19 protein-coding genes are annotated in these 20,475 nt (G+C 63.9%); 11 read left to right on the forward strand and 8 right to left on the reverse strand.

Annotation, left to right across the window (positions count from 1 at the left end; genetic code table 11):
- Nucleotides 1-13: 13 nt before the first annotated feature.
- The 4 genes from B2790_RS12520 to B2790_RS12535 all read left to right on the forward strand — a co-directional run bounded on the left by B2790_RS12520 (nucleotide 14) and on the right by B2790_RS12535 (nucleotide 6,019).
- Nucleotides 14-1,771, forward strand: a complete 1,758-nt coding sequence (locus B2790_RS12520; protein ID WP_286918935.1) for an ATP-binding protein — start codon at nucleotides 14-16, stop codon at nucleotides 1,769-1,771.
- Nucleotides 1,765-3,099 carry a sigma-54-dependent transcriptional regulator gene (locus B2790_RS12525; RefSeq protein ID WP_286918936.1) on the forward strand — a complete coding sequence of 445 codons (1,335 nt, stop codon included), beginning with the start codon at nucleotides 1,765-1,767 and terminating at the stop codon, nucleotides 3,097-3,099. Before B2790_RS12520 ends, B2790_RS12525 begins: the two co-directional genes overlap by 7 nt.
- A gap of 278 nt (nucleotides 3,100-3,377) precedes the next feature.
- Complete coding sequence (locus B2790_RS12530) at nucleotides 3,378-4,697, forward strand: MFS transporter (RefSeq protein WP_075046206.1); 1,320 nt, start codon at nucleotides 3,378-3,380, stop codon at nucleotides 4,695-4,697.
- A 182-nt stretch (nucleotides 4,698-4,879) separates the two neighbouring features.
- On the forward strand, nucleotides 4,880-6,019 hold the full coding sequence (locus tag B2790_RS12535; protein ID WP_286918937.1) for a Fic family protein: 1,140 nt from the start codon (nucleotides 4,880-4,882) through the stop codon (nucleotides 6,017-6,019).
- Here the strand turns inward: B2790_RS12535 and B2790_RS12540 are convergent.
- Nucleotides 5,998-6,750, reverse strand: a complete 753-nt coding sequence (locus B2790_RS12540; protein ID WP_025340470.1) for a membrane protein — start codon at nucleotides 6,748-6,750, stop codon at nucleotides 5,998-6,000. The genes B2790_RS12535 and B2790_RS12540 overlap by 22 nt on opposite strands.
- Nucleotides 6,751-7,093: 343 nt before the next feature.
- Here B2790_RS12540 and B2790_RS12545 point away from each other — a divergent pair, with 343 nt between their 5' ends.
- Both B2790_RS12545 and B2790_RS12550 read left to right on the forward strand, forming a co-directional pair.
- Entirely contained in the window at nucleotides 7,094-7,498 is a 405-nt protein-coding gene (locus tag B2790_RS12545) for a heme utilization protein (RefSeq protein ID WP_215520800.1), read from the forward strand.
- Between the two features lie 118 nt (nucleotides 7,499-7,616).
- Nucleotides 7,617-8,222: a flavin reductase family protein gene (locus B2790_RS12550; protein WP_085614260.1), complete on the forward strand. Its 606-nt coding sequence runs from the start codon at nucleotides 7,617-7,619 to the stop codon at nucleotides 8,220-8,222.
- Here B2790_RS12550 and B2790_RS12555 read toward each other — a convergent pair whose 3' ends face one another.
- Both B2790_RS12555 and B2790_RS12560 read right to left on the reverse strand, forming a co-directional pair.
- Nucleotides 8,223-8,489 (reverse strand): hypothetical protein, encoded by a 267-nt coding sequence (locus B2790_RS12555; protein WP_015271637.1) that lies wholly within the window; start codon nucleotides 8,487-8,489, stop codon nucleotides 8,223-8,225.
- Nucleotides 8,490-8,619: 130 nt separating this feature from the next.
- On the reverse strand, nucleotides 8,620-8,913 hold the full coding sequence (locus B2790_RS12560; RefSeq protein WP_137162335.1) for a putative quinol monooxygenase: 294 nt from the start codon (nucleotides 8,911-8,913) through the stop codon (nucleotides 8,620-8,622).
- A 202-nt stretch (nucleotides 8,914-9,115) separates the two neighbouring features.
- On the opposite strand from B2790_RS12560, the gene B2790_RS12565 reads away from it, so the two are divergent.
- On the forward strand, nucleotides 9,116-10,036 hold the full coding sequence (locus tag B2790_RS12565) for an AraC family transcriptional regulator (protein WP_025340474.1): 921 nt from the start codon (nucleotides 9,116-9,118) through the stop codon (nucleotides 10,034-10,036).
- A 135-nt stretch (nucleotides 10,037-10,171) separates the two neighbouring features.
- Here the strand turns inward: B2790_RS12565 and B2790_RS12570 are convergent, their stop codons facing one another.
- Nucleotides 10,172-11,809: a 5-guanidino-2-oxopentanoate decarboxylase gene (locus tag B2790_RS12570; protein ID WP_025340475.1), complete on the reverse strand. Its 1,638-nt coding sequence runs from the start codon at nucleotides 11,807-11,809 to the stop codon at nucleotides 10,172-10,174.
- Nucleotides 11,810-11,923: 114 nt separating this feature from the next.
- Here B2790_RS12570 and B2790_RS12575 point away from each other — a divergent pair, with 114 nt between their 5' ends.
- Nucleotides 11,924-12,799, forward strand: coding sequence for a LysR substrate-binding domain-containing protein (locus B2790_RS12575; protein ID WP_286918938.1), 876 nt, complete (start codon nucleotides 11,924-11,926; stop codon nucleotides 12,797-12,799).
- Nucleotides 12,800-12,897: 98 nt separating this feature from the next.
- Here B2790_RS12575 and B2790_RS12580 read toward each other — a convergent pair whose 3' ends face one another.
- Nucleotides 12,898-13,512 carry an NAD(P)-dependent oxidoreductase gene (locus tag B2790_RS12580; RefSeq protein WP_286918939.1) on the reverse strand — a complete coding sequence of 205 codons (615 nt, stop codon included), beginning with the start codon at nucleotides 13,510-13,512 and terminating at the stop codon, nucleotides 12,898-12,900.
- A gap of 27 nt (nucleotides 13,513-13,539) precedes the next feature.
- Entirely contained in the window at nucleotides 13,540-14,415 is an 876-nt protein-coding gene (locus B2790_RS12585; protein WP_286918940.1) for an MBL fold metallo-hydrolase, read from the reverse strand.
- Nucleotides 14,416-14,518: 103 nt separating this feature from the next.
- Here B2790_RS12585 and B2790_RS12590 point away from each other — a divergent pair, with 103 nt between their 5' ends.
- Entirely contained in the window at nucleotides 14,519-15,424 is a 906-nt protein-coding gene (locus B2790_RS12590) for a LysR family transcriptional regulator (protein WP_075046215.1), read from the forward strand.
- A gap of 22 nt (nucleotides 15,425-15,446) precedes the next feature.
- Here B2790_RS12590 and B2790_RS12595 read toward each other — a convergent pair whose 3' ends face one another.
- Complete coding sequence (locus tag B2790_RS12595) at nucleotides 15,447-16,316, reverse strand: isocitrate lyase/PEP mutase family protein (protein WP_003259571.1); 870 nt, start codon at nucleotides 16,314-16,316, stop codon at nucleotides 15,447-15,449.
- Between the two features lie 440 nt (nucleotides 16,317-16,756).
- On the opposite strand from B2790_RS12595, the gene B2790_RS12600 reads away from it, so the two are divergent.
- Nucleotides 16,757-18,208: an MDR family MFS transporter gene (locus B2790_RS12600; RefSeq protein WP_286918941.1), complete on the forward strand. Its 1,452-nt coding sequence runs from the start codon at nucleotides 16,757-16,759 to the stop codon at nucleotides 18,206-18,208.
- A gap of 221 nt (nucleotides 18,209-18,429) precedes the next feature.
- Here B2790_RS12600 and ttgR read toward each other — a convergent pair whose 3' ends face one another.
- The gene (gene ttgR / locus B2790_RS12605) at nucleotides 18,430-19,062 is read right to left on the reverse strand and encodes an efflux transport transcriptional regulator TtgR (protein ID WP_025340482.1); all 633 of its coding nucleotides are present in this window, start codon (nucleotides 19,060-19,062) and stop codon (nucleotides 18,430-18,432) included.
- A gap of 258 nt (nucleotides 19,063-19,320) precedes the next feature.
- Between ttgR and ttgA the strand changes: the two genes are divergently transcribed.
- The gene (ttgA, locus tag B2790_RS12610; RefSeq protein ID WP_075046218.1) at nucleotides 19,321-20,475 is read left to right on the forward strand and encodes a toluene efflux RND transporter periplasmic adaptor subunit TtgA; all 1,155 of its coding nucleotides are present in this window, start codon (nucleotides 19,321-19,323) and stop codon (nucleotides 20,473-20,475) included.

Raw genomic sequence — 20,475 nt, forward strand, 5'->3', positions numbered from 1 at the left:
CCGGATCCGCCGCATGCCCTTTTCCGTTCGCGCCCTGCGTCTGGGGCTGATCACCCTGCTGATCGTGTTGGGCACCGCCTTCAGCGCCGGCTGGGCCATGCACCAGGCCAAGCGCCAGGCCATGGAAGCCGACGCCCAGCGTGCCAGCCAGCAGTTGGGCCTGTACGCCAATGCCCTGCACACGCTGATCGACCGCTACCGCGCCCTGCCCGCCGTGCTGGCGCTGGACCCGGAGCTGATCGCAGCCCTGCGCGGCCCGGTCAGCGAAGCGGTGCAGGACGCCCTGAACCGCAAGCTCGAACGCATCAATGGCGCCGCCAACTCCTCCACCCTCGAACTGCTCGACCGCACCGGCCTGGCCATCGCCGCCAGCAACTGGCGGTTGCCCAGCAGCTACGTGGGCTCCAACTACGGTTTCCGCCCCTACTTCAAGCAGACTCGCAGCCAGGGCAGTGGCCGCTTCTACGCCGTGGGCGTGACCAGTGGCGTGCCGGGCTACTTCCTCGCCAGCGCGGTGAACGACGAGCATGGCCGCTTCCTCGGCGCCATGGTGGTGAAGCTGGAGTTTCCCGAGCTGGAACGCGAGTGGCGCCAGGGCAGCGACATCCTGCTGGTCAGCGATGCCCGCGGCATCACTTTCATCGCCAACCAGGACGGCTGGCGCTACCGCGAACTGCAGCCACTCAATGGAGCCGACCGTGCCGAACTGGCCGAAACCCGTCAGTACGACAAGCAGCCGCTGGTGCCGCTGCAGCACCAGGTGCTGACCCGCTTTGCCGCCAACAGCACCCTCAGCCGGGTGCAAGGCCCGGAGGGCAGCGCCGAATACCTGTGGGAAAGCCTGCCGCTGGAAGGTGAAAACTGGACCTTGCACCTGCTGCGCAAGCCGCAGGTGGCCGCCGACGGTCGCAATGCCGCCCTCGGCGCCGCCGCCGTGTGGCTGAGCCTGGTGTTCGCTGCGCTGTTCGTCAGCCAGCGCCTGCGCCTGGCCCGCTTGCGCCAGCGCAGCCGGGAGGAGCTCAAGCGCCAGGTCGAGGAGCGCACCCGTGAGCTGCGCACCGCCCAGGAGGGGCTGGTGCAATCGGCCAAGCTGGCGGCGCTGGGGCAGATGTCGGCAGCCATGGCCCATGAAATCAACCAGCCGCTGACCACCCAGCGCATGCAGCTGGAAACCCTGCGTCTGCTGCTCGACCATGGCCGACATGACGAAGCACGCCAGGCACTGGAGCCGCTGGAGCAGATGCTCACACGCATGGCCGCGCTCACCAGCCACCTGAAAACCTTCGCCCGCAACAGCCCGGTCGGCCTGCGCGAGCGCCTGGACCTGGCCACCGTGGTCGACCAGGCCCTGCACCTGCTGGAAGCACGCATTCGCAGCGAAGAAGTGGAAGTAGCCCTGTACCTGGCGCGCCCGGCCTGGGTGCGCGGCGATGCCATTCGCCTGGAGCAGGTGCTGATCAACCTGCTGCGCAATGCCCTCGACGCCATGGCCGACAAGCGCTACAAACGCCTGGAGATCCGCATCGAGCCCGACGGCGAGCTGTGGCGCCTGAGCGTGCTGGATTCGGGTGGCGGCATTGCCGAGGCCGACCTGGCCAAGGTCTTCGACCCGTTCTTCACCACCAAGCCGGTGGGCGAAGGCCTGGGGCTGGGCCTGGCCATTTCCTACGGCATCGTCCACGAGGCCGGCGGCCAGCTGCAGGCCGAAAACCTGCCTGGCGGCGCGCGCCTGAGCCTTACCCTGCCCCGTGACCTGGAGCCTGTATGTTGAATTCAGTGATCGTCATCGATGATGAAGCCAGTATCCGCACCGCGGTCGAGCAATGGCTGAGCCTGTCCGGCTTCAGCGTGCAACTGTTCGCCCGCGCCGAAGAATGCCTGGCACACCTGCCACGGCACTTTCCCGGGGTAATCATCAGCGATGTACGCATGCCGGGCATGGATGGCCTGCAATTGCTCGAACGCCTGCAGGCGGACGACCCCGACTTGCCGGTGATCCTGCTGACCGGCCACGGCGATGTGCCCATGGCAGTGGAAGCCATGCGCAGCGGGGCCTACGACTTCCTGGAAAAACCCTTTACCCCGCAGCACCTGCTGGGCAGCCTGCGCCGGGCCCTGGAAAAGCGCCAGCTGGTCCTGGAAAACCGCCGCCTGCACGAGCAGGCCGACCTAAAGTCACGCCTGGAAGGCACGCTGCTTGGCATGTCCCAAGGCCTGCAACAGCTGCGCCGGCAAGTGCTGGACCTGGCCTGCCTGCCGGTCAATGTGCTGATCCGCGGCGAAACCGGCAGTGGCAAGGAGCGCGTGGCGCGCTGCCTGCACGATTTTGGCCCGCGCGCCGGCAAGCCGTTCGTCGCCCTCAACTGTGCAGCCATCCCCGAGTCGCTGTTCGAGGCCGAGCTGTTCGGCCATGAAAGCGGCGCCTTCACCGGCGCCCAGGGCAAGCGCATCGGCAAGCTGGAGTACGCCAACGGCGGCACGGTGTTCCTCGACGAAATCGAAAGCATGCCACTGGCCCAACAGGCCAAGCTGCTGCGGGTGATCCAGGAACAGAAGCTGGAGCGCCTGGGGGCCAACCAGAGCATCAGCGTCGACCTGCGCATCATTGCCGCGACCAAGCCCGACCTGCTCGAAGAAGCCCGCGCCGGGCGCTTCCGCGAAGACCTTGCCTATCGCCTGAACGTGGCCGAGCTGCGCCTGGCGCCATTGCGTGAACGGCGTGAGGACATTCCACTGCTGTTCGAGCACTTTGCCCGTGCCGCCGGCGAAAAGCTTGGCCGCGCAGCCCCACCACTGTCGGGTGCGCAACTGGCGCAGCTGCTGTCACACGACTGGCCGGGCAACGTGCGTGAACTGGCTAACGCGGCGGAACGCCATGCATTGGGGCTGGGCTCACCGAACATCGAGGTGGCGCCTGCCGGGCAGTCGCTGAGCGAGCAGATGGAAGCATTCGAGGCGCAATGCCTGCGCGCGGCGCTGCGCCAGCACGGGGGCGCGATCAATGCAGTGATGGAAATGTTGCAGCTGCCGCGGCGCACGCTGAACGAGAAGATGCAGCGGCATGGGTTGGTGCGCGAGGACTTCATTGGGCGGGAATGAGCGGAAATCCGCCTATCGCACTCGGCCGGCAAGCAAAAAACCGCTCATTAGCAGGATTTTTTTGGGCTGCCTTGCAGCCCTTCGCGGGCACGCCCGCTCCCACAGGGAAACGCGAAGAGTCAGACGTCACGCGGTCCCTGTGGGAGCGGGCGTGCCCGCGAAGGGGCGCGCAGCGCCCCAACTTGAAGCCCAACGCACCCATTTGGCACACCTTCTGCAATTGCCTTGGCAAGCTGCGCCACGGCGCGCTCCACAAAAACAACGAGAAGGTATCCCTGATGGATAATGCCACCTCCCTGCCAGCCGGGGCGGCCACCGCGCCTGCCACAGAAAAAACCACCGCCAGCCGCCTGAAGTCGATCTTCAGCGGGTCCATCGGCAACATGGTCGAATGGTACGACTGGTACGTCTACGCCGCATTCTCGCTGTACTTCGCCAAGGCCTTCTTCCCAGCCGGCGATTCCACCGCACAATTGCTCAATACCGCCGCGATCTTCGCCGTGGGCTTCCTCATGCGCCCGATCGGTGGCTGGCTGATGGGCCTGTACGCCGACCGCAAAGGCCGCAAGGCCGCATTGATGGCCTCGGTGCTGCTGATGTGTGCAGGCTCGCTGGTCATCGCCCTGACCCCGGGCTACGAAACCATCGGCGTCGCCGCGCCAATCCTGCTGGTCATCGCACGCCTGCTGCAGGGCTTGTCGGTGGGTGGTGAATACGGCACCTCGGCCACCTACCTCAGCGAAATGGCCAGCAAGGACCGCCGTGGCTTCTTCTCCAGCTTCCAGTACGTGACCCTGATCTCCGGCCAGCTCATCGCCCTGGCGGTACTGATCGTCCTGCAACAGACCCTGACCACCGAGCAGCTGTATGCCTGGGGCTGGCGCGTACCGTTCGTGATCGGTGCGCTGTGCGCCGTGGTGGCCCTCTACCTGCGTCGCGGCATGGAAGAAACCGCCTCCTTCACCAAGAAGGAAAAGGCCAAGGAAAGCCTGATGCGCACCCTGCTGCGCCACCCCAAGGAGCTGATGACCGTGGTCGGCCTGACCATGGGCGGCACCCTGGCCTTCTACACCTACACCACCTACATGCAGAAGTACCTGGTCAACACCGTGGGCATGAGCATCAGCGACTCGACCACCATCTCGGCCGCGACGCTGTTCCTGTTCATGTGCCTGCAGCCGGTGATCGGCGGCCTGTCCGACAAGATCGGTCGACGCCCGATCCTGATCGCCTTCGGTGTACTCGGCACCCTGTTCACCGTACCGATCCTCAGCACCCTGCACACCATCCAGACCTGGTGGGGCGCGTTCTTCCTGATCATGGCGGCGCTGATCATCGTCAGCGGCTACACCTCGATCAACGCCGTGGTCAAAGCCGAGCTGTTCCCAACCGAAATCCGCGCCCTGGGCGTGGGCCTGCCGTACGCCCTGACCGTGTCGATCTTCGGCGGCACCGCCGAGTACGTGGCCCTGTGGTTCAAGAGCGCCGGCATGGAGAGTGGCTTCTACTGGTACGTCACCGCCTGCATCGCCTGCTCGCTGCTGGTTTACGCGACCATGAAGGACACCAAGCAGCACTCGCGGATTACCACTGAGTGATGCTGGCCTGGCAGTACTGAAAAGGGGCGCTCCAGTGCATGGGGCGCCCCTTTTTTGTGATACGCGGCAGCCTGTGAGCCGATTGACGGCCTTATTCGGCTCACAGAATGAGCCGAATAGCGCTATTATTCGGCTCACAAGATGAGCCGAATGGCCGGCTCATTCGGCTCATGGGACGGATCATGAATAGCCCCGTATGGATCTGGCAGCAACCTGCCTGGCCACGCTTCACCTGGCAAAACGAAGCCATCGCCCCAATGCTACGCAATTGCATCGACATGCAAGGACGCCTGCTGGGCAAGATCGGCAGCGTCGATGCACTCAGCGAGTGCCAGAACATCCTCGATACGCTGCTGCAAAACATCGTCACCTCTTCGGCAATCGAAGGTGAGCAGTTGAACGTGGGTTCTGTCCGCTCTTCCCTCGCTCGCCGGCTGGGCATCGAGGAGCATGGACCTACCAATGCCCGCAGTGAAGGGCTGGCGGAGCTGATGCTGGATGCAACGCAAGGGTATGACCGACCGCTGACCCTGCAGCGCCTGTACACCTGGCACCAGTGGCTGTTCCCACTGGCACAAGGCGCCTTGAGCAAAGCGATACTGGTCGGCCAGTTGCGTGATGAAATGCCCATGCAGGTGATCTCCGGCCGGCTCGACAAGCCTACCGTGCATTTCGAAGCACCACCGCGCGATGGCCTGGAAGCCCGACTCAACGAGTTTCTCGACTGGTTTGCCAACAGTCGCGATTCCACCAGCCTGGACCCACTGCTACGTGCCGGCATCGCCCACTTCTGGTTCGTCACCCTGCATCCGTTCGACGATGGCAATGGCCGTCTGACTCGGGCAATCACCGACCTGGCGCTGGCGCAAGGTGAGCGACAGGCCATTCGTTTCTATGCCATGTCTGCCAGCATCCTCGAAGACAGGGCCGGCTATTACCAAGTGCTGGAGAACAGCCAGAAAGGCGACCTGGATATCACCCGCTGGCTATCCTGGTTTCTTTCTACCCTGCTGCGCAGCCTGGAACAGGCCCTGGCCAATATCGACCGGATACTGGCCAAGGCCAGGTTCTGGCAAGCACATCGCTCAGATGGTTTGCTGCCCGAACAGGTAAAGGTGCTCAACAGGTTGCTCGATGGCGGCCCCCGAGGATTCGAGGAAGGCATCAACGCAGCGCAATACCAGGCGGTGGCGAAGGTATCAAAGGCCACTGCGACCCGCCACCTGTCCGATCTGCTCGACAAGGCCTGCCTGGTTCGCCTGCCTGGCGGGGGCCGCAGTACCCGCTACCGCATCAACACTCAGGACATCTCCAACGCCTGACGCGGCTCACGGCGCTGGTACCAGGTGGCCATCAGCACCAGTACCAGCAACACCCCGCCCAGCACTGCCGAAGAGCCGACCGTGCCGAAGTCCAGGCCGCCCTTCTCGTGGGGCTTGGTAAGGAAGTCGCCCAAGGTGGCGCCGAACGGGCGGGTAAGCACGAACGCAACCCAGAACAACACCACGCCAGGAATGCGTGTCCAGTAGCGGGCCACCACTACCAAGGCGATGGCACTGCCGATCAACAGTGCGCCACCGGCAAAACCGAGCCCCGAGTCATCGGCCAGGTAATCGCCCAGCGCCGTGCCGAGGGTGTTGGAAAACAGGATCGCCACCCAGTAGAACAATTCGCCCGTGCGGTTCTTGATGCGGGTGACATCCAGCGGGTTGCCGCTCAGGCGCCATACCAGGAAGGTCAGCAGCAGGATGCCGATGAGGATGGCCGAACCCGCGGCGTAGCCCAGGCCCAGGGTGCGGTCCATGAAGTCGGACATGGTGGTGCCGGCGGTGCTGGTGGAGAGGATCACCAGCCAGTACAGCATCGGGTGGTAGCGGCGCGAGTACAGCTGGCCGAGCAAGGTCAGCAGGAACACGCTGATCAGCAGCAGCGAGCTGAGGGCATAGCCGATGTTCAGGGTCATCGACAGCAAATCACCCGCCGTTTCGCCAAGGGTGGTAGCGCAGATCTTCATGACCCAGAAGGCCAAGGTGATTTGCGGAAGTTTGTTCATTGTTGTGCCGCTCCGGTTTGAGGTGCGGCGATGGTGCTGAGCAGCATTTGAAAAATCGGTTGGTGATGTATGAAAAATGCGTTGAGCAGCCTTCAATGACAGATTTTTCATCCTTAACGCCCCATTAATTCCACCCCCTCAAGCTGCAATGGCTGGCAGAACGTCGGCGCATGGGCAGACACATCCTGAGCTAGAACCGCTGCCAGATCCCAAGATGCGCGCCAATATATATCTAATTATTCGATTTTTAAGCGCTATTATTTGCGCTTTTTAATCAAGTTAATCGGCGTAGGATTAAACCCATAGAAACAAAACAACCTCAAGAACCCCTGGAGCAACGACCATGAAAAACAAACTGATCCTTACCCTGGCCCTCTCGGTTTTCGCTGCTGGCGCCTTCGCCGAAGATGGCTTCAACCGCACCAACGCCCACACCTTCGCAGCGACCCAGAGCCAATCCGCTGCCTACGCTGAAGATGGTTTCGACCGCACCGGTGGCCAGCGCTTCGCCGAAGACGGCTTCGACCGCACTGGTGGTCAACGCTTCGCCGAAGACGGCTTCGACCGCACCGGTGGCCAGCGCTTCGCTGAAGACGGCTTCGACCGCACCGGTGGCCAGCGCTTCGCCGAAGACGGCTTCGACCGCACCGGTGGCCAGCGCTTCGCCGAAGACGGCTTCGACCGCACTGGCGGCCAACGTTTCGCCGAAGATGGCTTCGATCGCACCAACGCCCACCGCATCAGCTGATCCCTGATGCGAGCACCCAGCCCGGCTTCGGCCGGGCTTGATCATTTGCAGGCGGGCACAGGCTTGGCACACTAGGCGTCTTGTCCACCAGGAGGTAGGGCCAGCAAGCCCAGCACAGATGTATTACTACGAACCCGCAAAAGGCCACGGCCTGCCCCACGACCCGTTCAACGCCATCGTCGGCCCCCGCCCTATCGGCTGGATCTCCTCACAGGACCGCGAAGGCCGCCTGAACCTGGCGCCCTACAGCTTCTTCAACGCCTTCAACTACATTCCGCCGATCATCGGTTTCTGCAGCGTCGGGCGCAAAGACAGCCTGAACAACATCGAGCAGACCGGCGAATTCGTCTGGAACCTGGCAACCCGCCCGTTGGCCGAGCAGATGAACCAGAGCTGCGCACCGGTTGCCGCCGAGATAAACGAATTCGAACTGAGCGGCCTCACCGCCAAGCCGTCGAGCATCGTCAACGTGCCGCGTGTCGGCGAAACCCCGGTGGCCTTCGAGTGCAAGGTCAGCCAGATTGTCCAGCTCAAGCGGGCCGACCAGGAACTGGTGCCCAGCTGGCTGATCCTGGGTGAAGTGGTGGCGGTGCACATTGCCGAGCACCTGTTGAAGAACGGTATCTACGATACCGCTGCTGCCGAGCCGATCCTGCGTGGCGGTGGCCCGGCAGACTATTTCGAGCTGGGCAACCTGTTCAAGATGGCCCGCCCGCCGGCCTGATCACCAGATCAGCTCACCCTCTTCGCTGACGCCCTGCAGGCGTTGCAGCTCGGCCGTGGCCGCTTCATCGGCGGCCACGGCGCCCTTGAACACCTGGCCGTCGAGAATCTTGTGAAAGCGCGGCGCGCCGCCCATGCCCAGGGCCTTGACCGCGATGGCCGCGTTGTAGCCGCCACCTTCCACCGGGACCATCGCCGAAACCGCTTCGAAATGCGGGAATTCTCTACGTGCCATGTTGCTATCTACCTGGTTGATCAAGGGCAGCATCTTACCCCATTCACCTGTACCGGCCCTATCGCCGGCAAGCCAGCTCCCACAGGTACTGCACCGCCCTCAAGACCTGTGATGACCCTGTGGGAGCTGGCTTGCCGGCGATGAGGCCAGAACAGGCAATACCTCAATCAAAGGTATGCAGATCCAGGCTGCTGACCACCTGTTCCTGCACCAACTCACCAAACGCTTCCAGCGTCGGCGAAGCAAAGTAGCCAGTCATCGCCTGCTGGTCTTGCCAGCTGCCACTGAGCAACCATAAATCGGCATCAGCCTGCGAACGCTGCACCGTGAAACTCAGGCAGCCCGGTGCCCGCAACGAGGGCTCGAGCAGATCACGCAGGCGCGCGCCCAGCTCCGCCGAGCGCCCGCTGCTGGCACGGATGAAAGCAAGGTGGGTGACCGGTTGTGTCGGGGTCATTGCACAATCTCCTTGAAGCAGGCGGACGGAAAAACCAGGCTGCCAAGGTTAGGGCCTCACCCGCGCGACGCGTTAGGCCATTACTGCTCGCCGATTGCCTGATCCTGCAGCGCGGCAGGATCAGGCAATCGGCGTGCAGCTTTTGACTAGCGCCCGCCATTGCCCAAACCTATGCTGCGTCGGTCAGCAGAGGAAAGCCATCATGACCACCGCCACGTCCATCGACCCTAGCCTGGAACTGCAACGCCAGGAGCTGGCCGAGCTGATCCGCCGCCACGCCGGGGAGCCCCACGGCCCGGCATCGGCCATCGATGACCTGTACCTGGTGCGCTACACCGAAAACGTGCGCTCGGTACCGACCCTGGCGCAACCCGCGCTGTGCATCCTCGCCCAGGGCAGCAAAAGCCTGTTCCTGGGTGACGAGCAGTACGCCTACGACCCGCTGCACTACATGGTGGTCTCGGTAACCTTGCCGCTTAGCGGCGTAAAGCTCGACGCCAGCCCCGAGCACCCGAGCCTTGGCCTGCGCATGGACCTGGACCCGGCCGAAATCAGCCAGCTGATCGCCGAAAGCGGGCCAATGCTGGTGCCCAACCGGCCTTCCGGTCGTGGCTTGTATGTGGAAAGAACCGATGCCGCATTGCTCGACGCCTTGCTGCGGCTGATACGCCTGCTGGACACCCCTCGCGACATCGCGATGCTCGCGCCGCTGTTCCGCCGGGAGATTCTGTACCGCCTGCTGCGCGGGCCGCAGGGCTATCGGTTATACGAAATCGCCTTGGCCAACAGCCAGACCCACCGGGTTTGCCAGGCCATTACCTGGCTCAACCAGAACTACCAACTGCCTTTGCGCATCGAGGACCTGGCGCGGGAGGTCAACCTCAGCACCTCGACCTTGCACCACCGGTTCAAGGCCGTGACGTCGATGAGCCCGTTGCAGTATCAGAAGCAACTGCGCCTGCAGGAGGCGCGGCGCTTGATGCTGAATGACGGGCTCGAGGCGGCGGTGGCGGCCTACCGGGTGGGGTATGAAAGCCCGTCACAGTTCAGCCGTGAATACAGCCGGCTGTATGGCGCGCCGCCTATTCGTGATGTGGCCAGGTTGCGGGCAACTGCTGGCTGAAATTTTGGCTGGCAGTACCGGCCTCTTCGCGGGCTTGCCCGCTCCCACAGGTACAGCACAATGTTCAGAGCCTGTGCAAAATCCTGTAGGAGCGGGCAAGCCCGCGAAAGGGCCGGTACAGACAATAGCTTCACTTCAACCCAACACAGCCCCCTGCCACTGATTCTGGTCAACCTGGATCAAGGTCGGCCCCTTGCGCTCAACTGCCTGCCCCAACGCCACCTGCAGCTGCGCCACATCTGCCACCTGCTCCGCCGCCGCGCCCAGGGCCCGCGCCACACCGATGAAGTCCGGCGTATGGATATCCACCCCGACTGGCTCGATGGCCCGGTTGACCATGTACTTCTTGATTTCCTCGTACCCCTGGTTATTCCACAGCAGCACGATCAGCGGCACCTGCGCTTCCACCGCGCTGGCCAGCTCCGGCAAGGTGAACTGCAAACCGCCATCACCAATCAGGCACACCGCAGGCGCACGCTCACCGATCTGCTCCGCGCTGCCCAGCCAGGCGCCCATGGCCGCCGGCAATGCATAACCCAAGGTGCCGTAGCCGGTCGAGGCATTGAACCAACGGCGTGGCTGGTCCATGTCCAGGGTCAGGTTGCCGGTGTACACCGGTTGGGTCGAATCGCCCACCAGAATGGCATTGGGCAGGCGCTCGATAATTGCATTCAGCAAACGCGTCTGGCTCAGGGTCGGCTGGTCCCAACCCGCCGCCAGTGCCTGCCGCAGCTTGGCCACCCGGGCGGCCCCCCACGTACTTTCACGCACGGGTTGCGGCAATGCTTGCAAGGCGCCAAGCAGCGCCTCGGCGGCCAGTTCGGCATCGGCCACCAGCGACAGTGTCGGCAGGTAATTGCGCACGGTCTGGTCCGGGTCGATGTCGATGCGCAACAGGCTGCCCGGGATCTCGAAACCACCTTTGAAGGTGACGTCATAGTCGGTTTCGGCCAGTTCGGTGCCGATCGCCAGCACCACATCGGCCTCGGCCACCAGCGCCCGCGTGGCTGGCAGTGACTGGGTCGAGCCAATCTGCAGCGGGTGGCTGGCCGGCAGCAGCCCCTTGGCATTGATGGTCAGCGCCACCGGCGCCTGCAGGTGTTCGGCCAGGCGCGCCAGCGCAGCGCCCGCGGCCAATGCGCCGCCCCCGGCCAGGATCAATGGTCGCCGTGCATTGGCCAGGCGCTCGGCCATCTGCGCCACTGCCTGCGGCGCTGCCCCCGCCCGGCTGCTGCGCACCACGCGCCCCGGCAGCAGGTGATCGGCCGGTTCGACCAGCACGTCGAGCGGGATCTCGATATGCACCGGGCGCGGCCGGGCGCCTTCGAACACGGCGAATGCCCGGGCCAGCACCTGCGGCAGGTCATCGGCACTCATCAGGGTGTGGGAAAACGCCGCCACACCCGACACCAGCGCTGCCTGGTTGGGCAACTCGTGCAACTTGCCGCGGCCACCGCCCAGCTGGTCGCGGGCCTGCACGCTGGAAATCACCAGCATCGGGATCGAGTCGGCATAGGCCTGGCCCATGGCGGTGGTGATGTTGGTCATGCCCGGGCCGGTGATGATGAAGCACACCCCCGGTTTGCCGCGGGTCCGCGCATAGCCGTCGGCCATGAACCCGGCACCCTGCTCGTGGCGCGGGGTGACATGGCGGATGGACGAGCCCGCCAGGCCGCGGTAGAGCTCCACGGTATGTACACCAGGAATGCCGAAGACATGGTCAACGCCATAGCCTTCAAGGAGTTTTACCAGTACTTCGCCGCAGGTTGCCATCGGGTTTCACCATGAATCTTGGTTGGGTTATGCCCTTATTGGACCCAGCCACGGCTATCGCCACAATGCAAAAAAACACATACTAGCCATGTCCTGCAATCATGGCTCAGCACAATGAAACGCCTCCCGCCCCTGCCCGCCCTGCATACCTTTCTGGTCACCGCCCAGCACTGCAATTTCACCCGTGCCGGGCAGCAGTTGCATATCACCCAGGGCGCCGTCAGCCGACAGATCGCGGCCCTCGAAGAGCATCTGGGTTATGCCTTGTTCCAGCGCCAGGCCCGTGGGCTGAGCCTGACCCGTGAAGGCCAGGACTGGCTGCCAAGGGTGCAGCAGGTGTTCGCGCTGATCGAACAAGCGGTGCGCGAGGTGGGTGGGCGCAACACTACCTTGCAGCTCAAGGCACCGACCTGCGTGATGCGCTGGCTGCTGCCACGCCTGATGGAATGGCAGGCGCTACGCCCGGATGTACCTGTAGAGCTGACCACTACGGTGCAACATGGAGTGGACTTTCGCCGCGAGGGTTTCGATGCGGCGGTGGTGTATGGCGATGCGCCGAACCATGGGCTGCGCGTGCGCAAGCTGTTCGATGAGCAGCTGACGCCGGTGTGCGCGCCGTCATTGCGCCAAGGGCCGGTACCGTTGCAGCAGGTCGAGGACCTGGCGCTACACATGCTGCTGCACCCGTCGCGGGATGAGCATGACTGGCGGTTATGGCTGCAGGCAGCCGGGGTGACGCTGGGCACTCAAGGGCCGAAGCAGCATTTCGAGACGCTGGACATGGCGATGGCCATGGCCTCGCAGGGGACCGGCGTGGCCATCGGCGACTGGTCGCTGATCGGCGATGACTTGCGCGGGGGGCGGTTGTGCATGCCGTTTGCGCTGAAAGTGATGACCGGCAAGGGGTATTACCTGGTGAGCCAGGCCAAGAGCTTGCCGCCGGGGCTGGTGGAGTTGCTGGATTGGCTGGAACACCAGGCCAGCCATTGAGGGCCTCTTCGCGGGCACGCCCGCTCCCACAGGTACAGCACAGATTCCAAGACCTGTGCTTTACCTGTGGGAGCGGGCGTGCCCGCGAAGCAGGCGACTCAATACCCGACCGTGAACCGCTGCCGCGAGTGCTGCGGCTTTTCCAGTTCGTCGAGCATGGCAATCGCGTAATCGGCAAAGGTGATCCAGCTCTTGCCATCCGCGCCGATCAACAGATGATCCTTGCCCAGCTTGTAATGCCCGCTGCGATCACCTTCAACGAACTCCGCCGATGGCGACAGGAAGGTCCAGTCCAGGTTCGGCTCCCGTTGCAACGCTTCCAGAAAACGCACCCCGGCAGTGGCCTCGGCCTTGTATGCCTCGGGGAAGTCCGGGCTGTCGATCACCCGATGCCCCGACGGCAGCAACAGGCTACCGGCCCCACCTACCACCAGCAGGCGCTTGACCCCGGCCCGCTTGACCGGCTCGATGATGGCGTGTGGCTCGATGGTCGAGAAATGCGCCGCACTCAGCACCGCATCCGCACCCGCGACCGCCGCTTGCAGGGCCGCGCTGTCCTTGGCATCCAGCGCCTTGATCGTCACCCCGTCCCGCCCCTGCAACCGCGACGGTTCGCGGGCGATGGCCAGCACACTGTGGCCACGGCGCAGGGCCTCTTCCAGCAACTGGCTGCCAGCGCGGCCAGTGGCACCGATGATTGCAATCTTGCTCATGGGATACTCTCCATCAGTTGAACGGAATTACCACTTCATCTCGCCCTTGGCGACCTTGGCCCCCAGCTCCAGCGAGCTTTCATCGGCCAACCCTGGGTAACGTCGCTTCATCGCCGCGATCAACGCACCGGCGTCTTTCGCCTTGTCGGTCTCGGCATCGAAATCACGAATGTAGTTCGCCGTGAAACGCACGGCCTGCAGCGATCGGCTGCTGTCCCCCAGGTAATGCCCGGGGATGACCGTGCGCGGCGCCAGCGCTTCGATGTGCGCCAGGGTGCCGAGCCAGTCGGCGTGGGACTTGGCCGTTTGCGTGTCGGCCATCCATACATGAATGTTCTCCGACACCACCACGCCACCGACCACCGCCTTGATCGACGGGATCCACACAAAACTGCGGTCAGGTTGCGGGCCGTCCAGGCCGACCACCTCGAGGGCCTGCCCTTCCAGCGTCAGGCGGTTGCCTTCGAGCACCTGCGGCAGCACCAGCCGCGCCGGCTTGTCCGCGCCCATCTGCGGGCCCCAGTAGGCCAGCTTGGCATCCATGGTCTGGCGGATATGGGCAACCGTGGCGGCCGATGCCAGCACCTTGGCCTCGGGGAAGGCCTGGGTCAGGGTATCCAGGCCGAAGTAGTAGTCCGGGTCGCCATGGCTGATGTAGATGCTGGTCAGCTGCTTGCCACCCGCCCGCAGGCGCTGCACCAACTGCTCGGCCTGGGCCTTGCCGAACTGGGCATCGACGAGGATGGCGTCGTGCTCGCCGCTGACGATCACCGAACTGACCGGGAAGATCGCCTCATGCCCGGGGTTGTATACCTCCAACCGCAAGGGGTCGGCAGCCAGCGCCGGGCCGGCCAGGGTCACACAGGCCAGCAGCAGGCCACGCAAAGGAGTGAAAAGAGACATCGCAAACGCCCGTCAGATGAACAATGCCCAACAGCTTAGTTGCCCAATCCGTGACAAAAAATGCGATGCTCGAACATAGTTTGTTTCTGAAACCGGGCAAATCATGGACCGTCTCAACGCCATGCGCGTTTTCGTCACCGTCGTCGACCTGGGCAGCCAGTCGGCGGCGGCGGATCATCTGCAACTGTCGCGGCCGGTGGTGTCGCGCTACCTGGCAGAGCTGGAAGACTGGGTTGGCGCACGGCTGATGCAGCGCACCACACGCAAGCTCAGCCTCACCGCCGCCGGCCAGGAAACCCTGCCTCGCTGCCGGCAACTGCTGGAACTGGCCGGCGACCTGCAGGCCGCGGTGCAGCAGCCGGATGACGCGCCCAAGGGCGCACTGCGCATCAGCGTCAGCACCTCGTTCGGCCAGGCCCAGCTGGTGGATGCAGTGGCCGCCTACGTCCGGCGCTACCCCGGAGTGAAGGTGGAACTGCAGATGCTCGATCGCACGGTCAACCTGGTGGACGAGCGCATCGACCTGGCCATCCGCACCAGCAATGACCTGGACCCCAACCTGATCGCCCGGCGCCTGAGCGTGTGCCGCTCGGCAGTGTGTGCGGCACCGGCCTACCTGCGCGAGCACGGCACGCCGCAACGGGTCGAGGAGCTGAGCCGGCACAACTGCCTGACCCATGCCTACTTCGGCCACAGCCTGTGGCATTTCGAGGTGGCCGGCCAGCAAGTCGCCGTGCCAGTGGCGGGGAACATCAGTGCCAACGAGGCGATGACACTGCAGAAGGCGGCGCTGGCCGGCGCAGGTATCGCCATGCTGCCGACCTACCAGGCCGCGGAGGCCCTGCGCCGGGGTGAACTGGTGCGCCTGCTGCCCGAAGCCAGCCCACGCGAGCTGAACCTGAATGCGGTGTACACCTCACGCAAGCACATGCCGGCGACCTTGCGCAGCATGCTGGATTTTCTGGTGCAGCGGTTCAAGGACGAACCGGAGTGGGATCAGGACTTGTAAGGCCCATGTTGGAGCGGCGTTGTCACTCCTCGACGCTCATGTATTCCTTGGCCCAGCGGATGTAGTCCTCGGGCTGGGTGTAGGTATGCGAGAGTTCGGTGGCGCTGAGGTTTTCCGACTTGTTCTGCTGGCCGCGCTGCAGCCGCAGGCAATCGTAGGTGGCCTTGATCGCGGCAAAGTAGGCGGCGTGACCATCGACCACGATGCGCACGCCCAGGCGTGCCAGGCGCTCGTCGTCGCGCAGGTTCGGGTTGCCGTAGGTCACCAGCATCAGCGGCACCGTCAGGTGCTCGGCAATCTGCTCGAGTTGCTCGAAGTCCTTCACCCCAACCATGCAGATACCGTCGGCTCCGGCCTTCTGGTAGCTCTGGGTACGCACGATGATTTCTTCGGTGGTGAGCACGCCAGCGTTGGTCCGGGCAATGATCGACAACGACGAATCGACCCGCGCCTCCAGCGCCGCACGGATCTTGCCGACGCCCTCTTCAACCGGGATCAGGTCGGTGGACTTGCGCCCGAACTGGGCAGGCAGCAGGGTGTCCTCGATGGTCAGCGCAGCCACGCCGGCGCGCTCCAGTTCGATGACCGTGCGCATGACATTCAGCGCGTTGCCATAGCCGTGGTCGGCGTCAGCCAGCACCGGCAGTTGCGCCACGCGACCAATACGGGTGGCCTGCTCGACGAACTCGCTGAGGGTGATCAGGGCGAAGTCCGGTGCAGCCAGTACCTGCAACGAAGCGACCGAACCACCGAGGATGCCGACCTCGAAGCCCAGGTCTGCGGCAATGCGTGCCGACATCGGGTCGAACACCGATGCAGTGTGATAACAGGAACCTGAAGCGAGCAGCTCGCGGAAGGCAAAACGCAGATCTTGATGGGAAGCCTTGGGCATGATCACTCCGCAAAATAAGTTGAAATTCGAACGGTAACTACCGACCCCTGTAATCGGGTCTACCTGACCTGTTCCAACCGTCGCCATCTGGGCGGTCATGCTCGACATGCAGGCAGAGGAATAAAAGGTGTGGGAGACAGCGGCGCGAAAACCTGCGGCATAATGTTGCACCAAGCTGGTGCAAGCCCCCGGTTTTCAGCCTCTGTGGCATACCAACGATATCACGCAGCCATGCAGCACTGGATGAATGCGCCAATGCCGATCTTGCATAGGGGATGCAGATAGTACATAGGAAGCTACCTAACTCAGGTTACAATTTCGGGGCCCCTTCGCGGGCACGCCCGCTCCCACAGGTACACCATGGCCTTCAAGCCCTGAGTTGTACCTGTGGGAGCGGGCGTGCCCGCGAAGGGGTCTCAACCGATAAACAAGGTATCCCCGTGACCGCCGCCCTGCCCCCCACCACCCTGCGCAACGTGCTCACCGCCCTGATGCTGGCGATCTTCCTCGGCGCCCTGGACCAGACCATCGTTGCCGTCTCGCTGCCGGCGATCTCGGCGCAGTTCAACGATGTCGGCCTGCTGGCCTGGGTCATCTCCGGCTACATGGTGGCGATGACCGTGGCCGTGCCGATCTACGGCAAGCTGGGCGACCTGTACGGGCGGCGCAGGATGATCCTCACCGGCATCAGCCTGTTCACCCTGGCCTCGATCGCCTGCGCCCTGGCCCAGGACATGCAGCAACTGGTGCTGGCCCGGGTACTGCAGGGCATTGGCGCCGGTGGCATGGTCTCGGTGAGCCAGGCGATCATCGGCGACTTCGTGCCCCCGCGAGAGCGCGGCCGTTACCAGGGCTATTTCAGCAGCATGTATGCGGTGGCCAGCGTCGCCGGGCCGGTGCTGGGCGGCTGGCTGACCGAATACCTGTCATGGCGCTGGGTGTTCTGGATCAACCTGCCGCTGGGGCTGGTTGCACTGTGGGCGATCCGCCGCGCCCTCGGCGGCATGCCGGCGCAGCGCCGCGAGGCGCAGGTGGACTACCTTGGCGCCGTGCTGCTGATCCTCGGCCTGGGTAGCCTGTTGCTGGGCATTACCCTGGTCGGCCAGGGCCACGCCTGGGCCGACTCGGCCGTGCTGGCGCTGTTCGCCTGCGCCGCGCTGGGCCTGGTGCTGTTCATCGCCCATGAGCGCCGCTGCCCGGAGCCACTGCTGCCACTCGGCCTGTTCGGCAACCGCGTGGCGGTGCTGTGCTGGGGCGTGATCTTCTTCGCCAGTTTCCAGTCGATCTCCCTGACCATGCTCATGCCGTTGCGCTACCAGGGCATCACCGGCGCCGGTGCCGACAGCGCTGCCCTACACCTCCTGCCGCTGGTGATGGGGCTGCCCATGGGTGCCTTCACCGGCGGGCGCATGACCAGCCTGACCGGGCGCTACAAGCCGCAGATCCTGGCCGGCGCACTGCTGATGCCGCTGGCCATTTTCGCCATGGCGCTGACCCCGCCGCAGTCGGCCTTGCTCAGTGCACTGTTCATGCTGCTGACCGGCATCGCGTGCGGGCTGCAGTTCCCGACCTCGCTGGTAGGCACGCAAAGCGCGGTGGACAGCAAGGATATCGGCGTGGCCACCAGCACCACCAACCTGTTCCGCTCGCTGGGCGGGGCCATGGGGGTGGCGTGCATGTCCAGCCTGCTGCTGGCGCTGCTGCACCAGGGCGGGTTCGAGTCGCTGGGTAATCCGTTGCTGGGGAGCCTGAAGGCCGGAGAAGTGGACCTGGTGACACAGGGGCGGTTGCTGGAGACGTTCCAGCAACTGTTGATGGGGAGTGCCGGGGTAGCCGTGCTGGGAATGTTTGCAGCGTTTGCATTGCCCGACCGGCAACTGCGCGGACGCTAGAAGCTACGCGATCTCTGTGGGAGCGGCCTTGTGTCGCGAAAGGGCCGCGAAGCGGCCCCAGGATTTCAGCAGTGATGCACAAATTGCCGGGGCTGCTGCGCAGCCCTATCGCGACACAAGGCCGCTCCCACAGGATCTGTGATTTGTTCAAGGTCACCCGAAAGCATTAATCCCCCCTTAACACAAAGGGGTAACACTCCCTCACAATCCTTAACAAAGTGTCATTTGCGCAGAGCCGGGCTCAAGCGCAGCATATCCAGCCCGGTGTCGACCCATTTTTCGACATCCTTCAACAGATCGACACTGTCAGGCAGCAACAGCCAGCGCCCGATCAGGCCATCGACATAGGCAAACATGGCTACCGCCGCGCGCTCGACATCCAGCTCGCCTGGCAACTGGCCCCGGCGCACGGCATTGGCCAACGCCAGGGTGATGCCCTTGTGGCAATCCAGCACCGCACCCTGGCGCTGCTGGCGAATTTCACACATGTCATCGGTGAACTCGCACTTGTGATGCAGGATTTCATTGATACGCCGGGTTCGGGCATCGAGCACCAGCTCGTTGAACACTTGCAGCAACAGCTTGCGCATGCAGCCAAGCGGGTCCACTTCGTCCTCGCTTTCGCTCGCCCGCGCCAGGTGGTCATGGGTTTCATGCAGGCTGTCGAGCAGCGCCTGCACCAACTCTGCCTTGTTGTTGAAGTGCCAGTAGATCGCCCCCCGCGTCACACCCGCCAGTTCGGCGATGTCGGCCAGGGTGGTTCGCGCAACCCCGCGCTTGTAGAAGGCCTTTTCCGCCGCCTCGATGATCTGGGCGCGAGTTTCCTGGGCTTCTTCTTTGGTTCGACGGACCATGGCAGTACAAACCTCATCTGCCCCGAACGCGCGGCGCGTGCGGGGAACACTCCGGGGGCACCTCTGCAGGGTGCCTCGCGGAGGAGCTAATCAAGGGCTGTGGCAGTACCCGAGTACAACCCAGCGGTATTTACAAACAACCATGAATGTAAGTATATTCCTTAGCAAGCTATTTATCCACCGGATAGCAATTTTTCCAGATCAAGACTCTTCCATTACTCTTGAGCGTCTCCCAGCTCCAGCGACCCGAGGATCCTCATGCAATTCAAGCCAGCCGTTACCGCTCTGGTTTCCGCCGTCGCCCTGGCAACCCTGCTCAGTGGCTGTAAGAAAGAAGAAGCAGCGCCAGCGGCGCAGGCTCCTCAGGTCGGCGTCGTGACCATCCAGCCCCAAGCCTTCACCCTGACCTCGGAATTGCCGGGGCGTACCAGTGCCTACCGCGTCGCCGAAGTGCGCCCGCAGGTCAACGGCATCATCCTCAAGCGCCTGTTCAAGGAAGGCAGTGAGGTCAAGGAAGGCCAGCAGCTGTACCAGATCGACCCTGCCGTGTACGAAGCCACCCTGGCCAATGCCCAGGCCAACCTGCAGGCCACCCGCTCGCTGGCCGAGCGCTACAAGCAGCTGATCGACGAACAGGCTGTCTCCAAGCAGGAATACGACGACGCCAATGCCAAACGATTGCAGGCCGAGGCTTCGCTCAAAAGCGCGCAGATCGACCTGCGCTACACCAAGGTCCTGGCACCGATCAGCGGCCGTATCGGCCGTTCTTCGTTCACCGAAGGTGCACTGGTGAGCAATGGCCAGGCCAACGCCATGGCCACCATCCAGCAACTCGACCCGATCTACGTCGACGTCACCCAGTCCACCGCCGAGCTGCTCAAGCTGCGCCGTGACCTGGAAAGCGGCCAGTTGCAAAAGGCCGGCGACAACGCCGCCTCGGTGCAGCTGGTGCTGGAAGACGGCAGCCTGTTCAAGCAGGAGGGCCGCCTGGAGTTCTCCGAGGTCTCGGTCGACGAGACCACCGGCTCGGTCACCCTGCGCGCCCTGTTCCCCAACCCCGATCACACCCTGCTGCCAGGCATGTTCGTGCATGCGCGGCTCAAGGCCGGGGTCAACGCCAACGCCATCCTGGCCCCGCAACAGGGCGTGACCCGCGACCTGAAAGGCGCGCCGACCGCGCTGGTGGTCAACCAGGAGAACAAGGTCGAACTGCGCCAGCTCAAGGCCAACCGTACCCTGGGCAGCGACTGGCTGATCGAGGAAGGCCTGAACCCGGGTGACCGCCTGATCACCGAAGGGCTGCAGTACGTGCGCCCGGGCGTCGAGGTCAAGGTCAGCGAAGCCACCAACGTCAAGAAGCCGGCCAGCCCTGTTCAGGCCAACGCGGCGAAAGCAGACGCCAAAGCGGAGTAA

It is taken from the genome of Pseudomonas sp. UBA6753 (assembly GCF_002453565.1).
GTDB lineage: Bacteria > Pseudomonadota > Gammaproteobacteria > Pseudomonadales > Pseudomonadaceae > Aquipseudomonas > Aquipseudomonas putida_Z.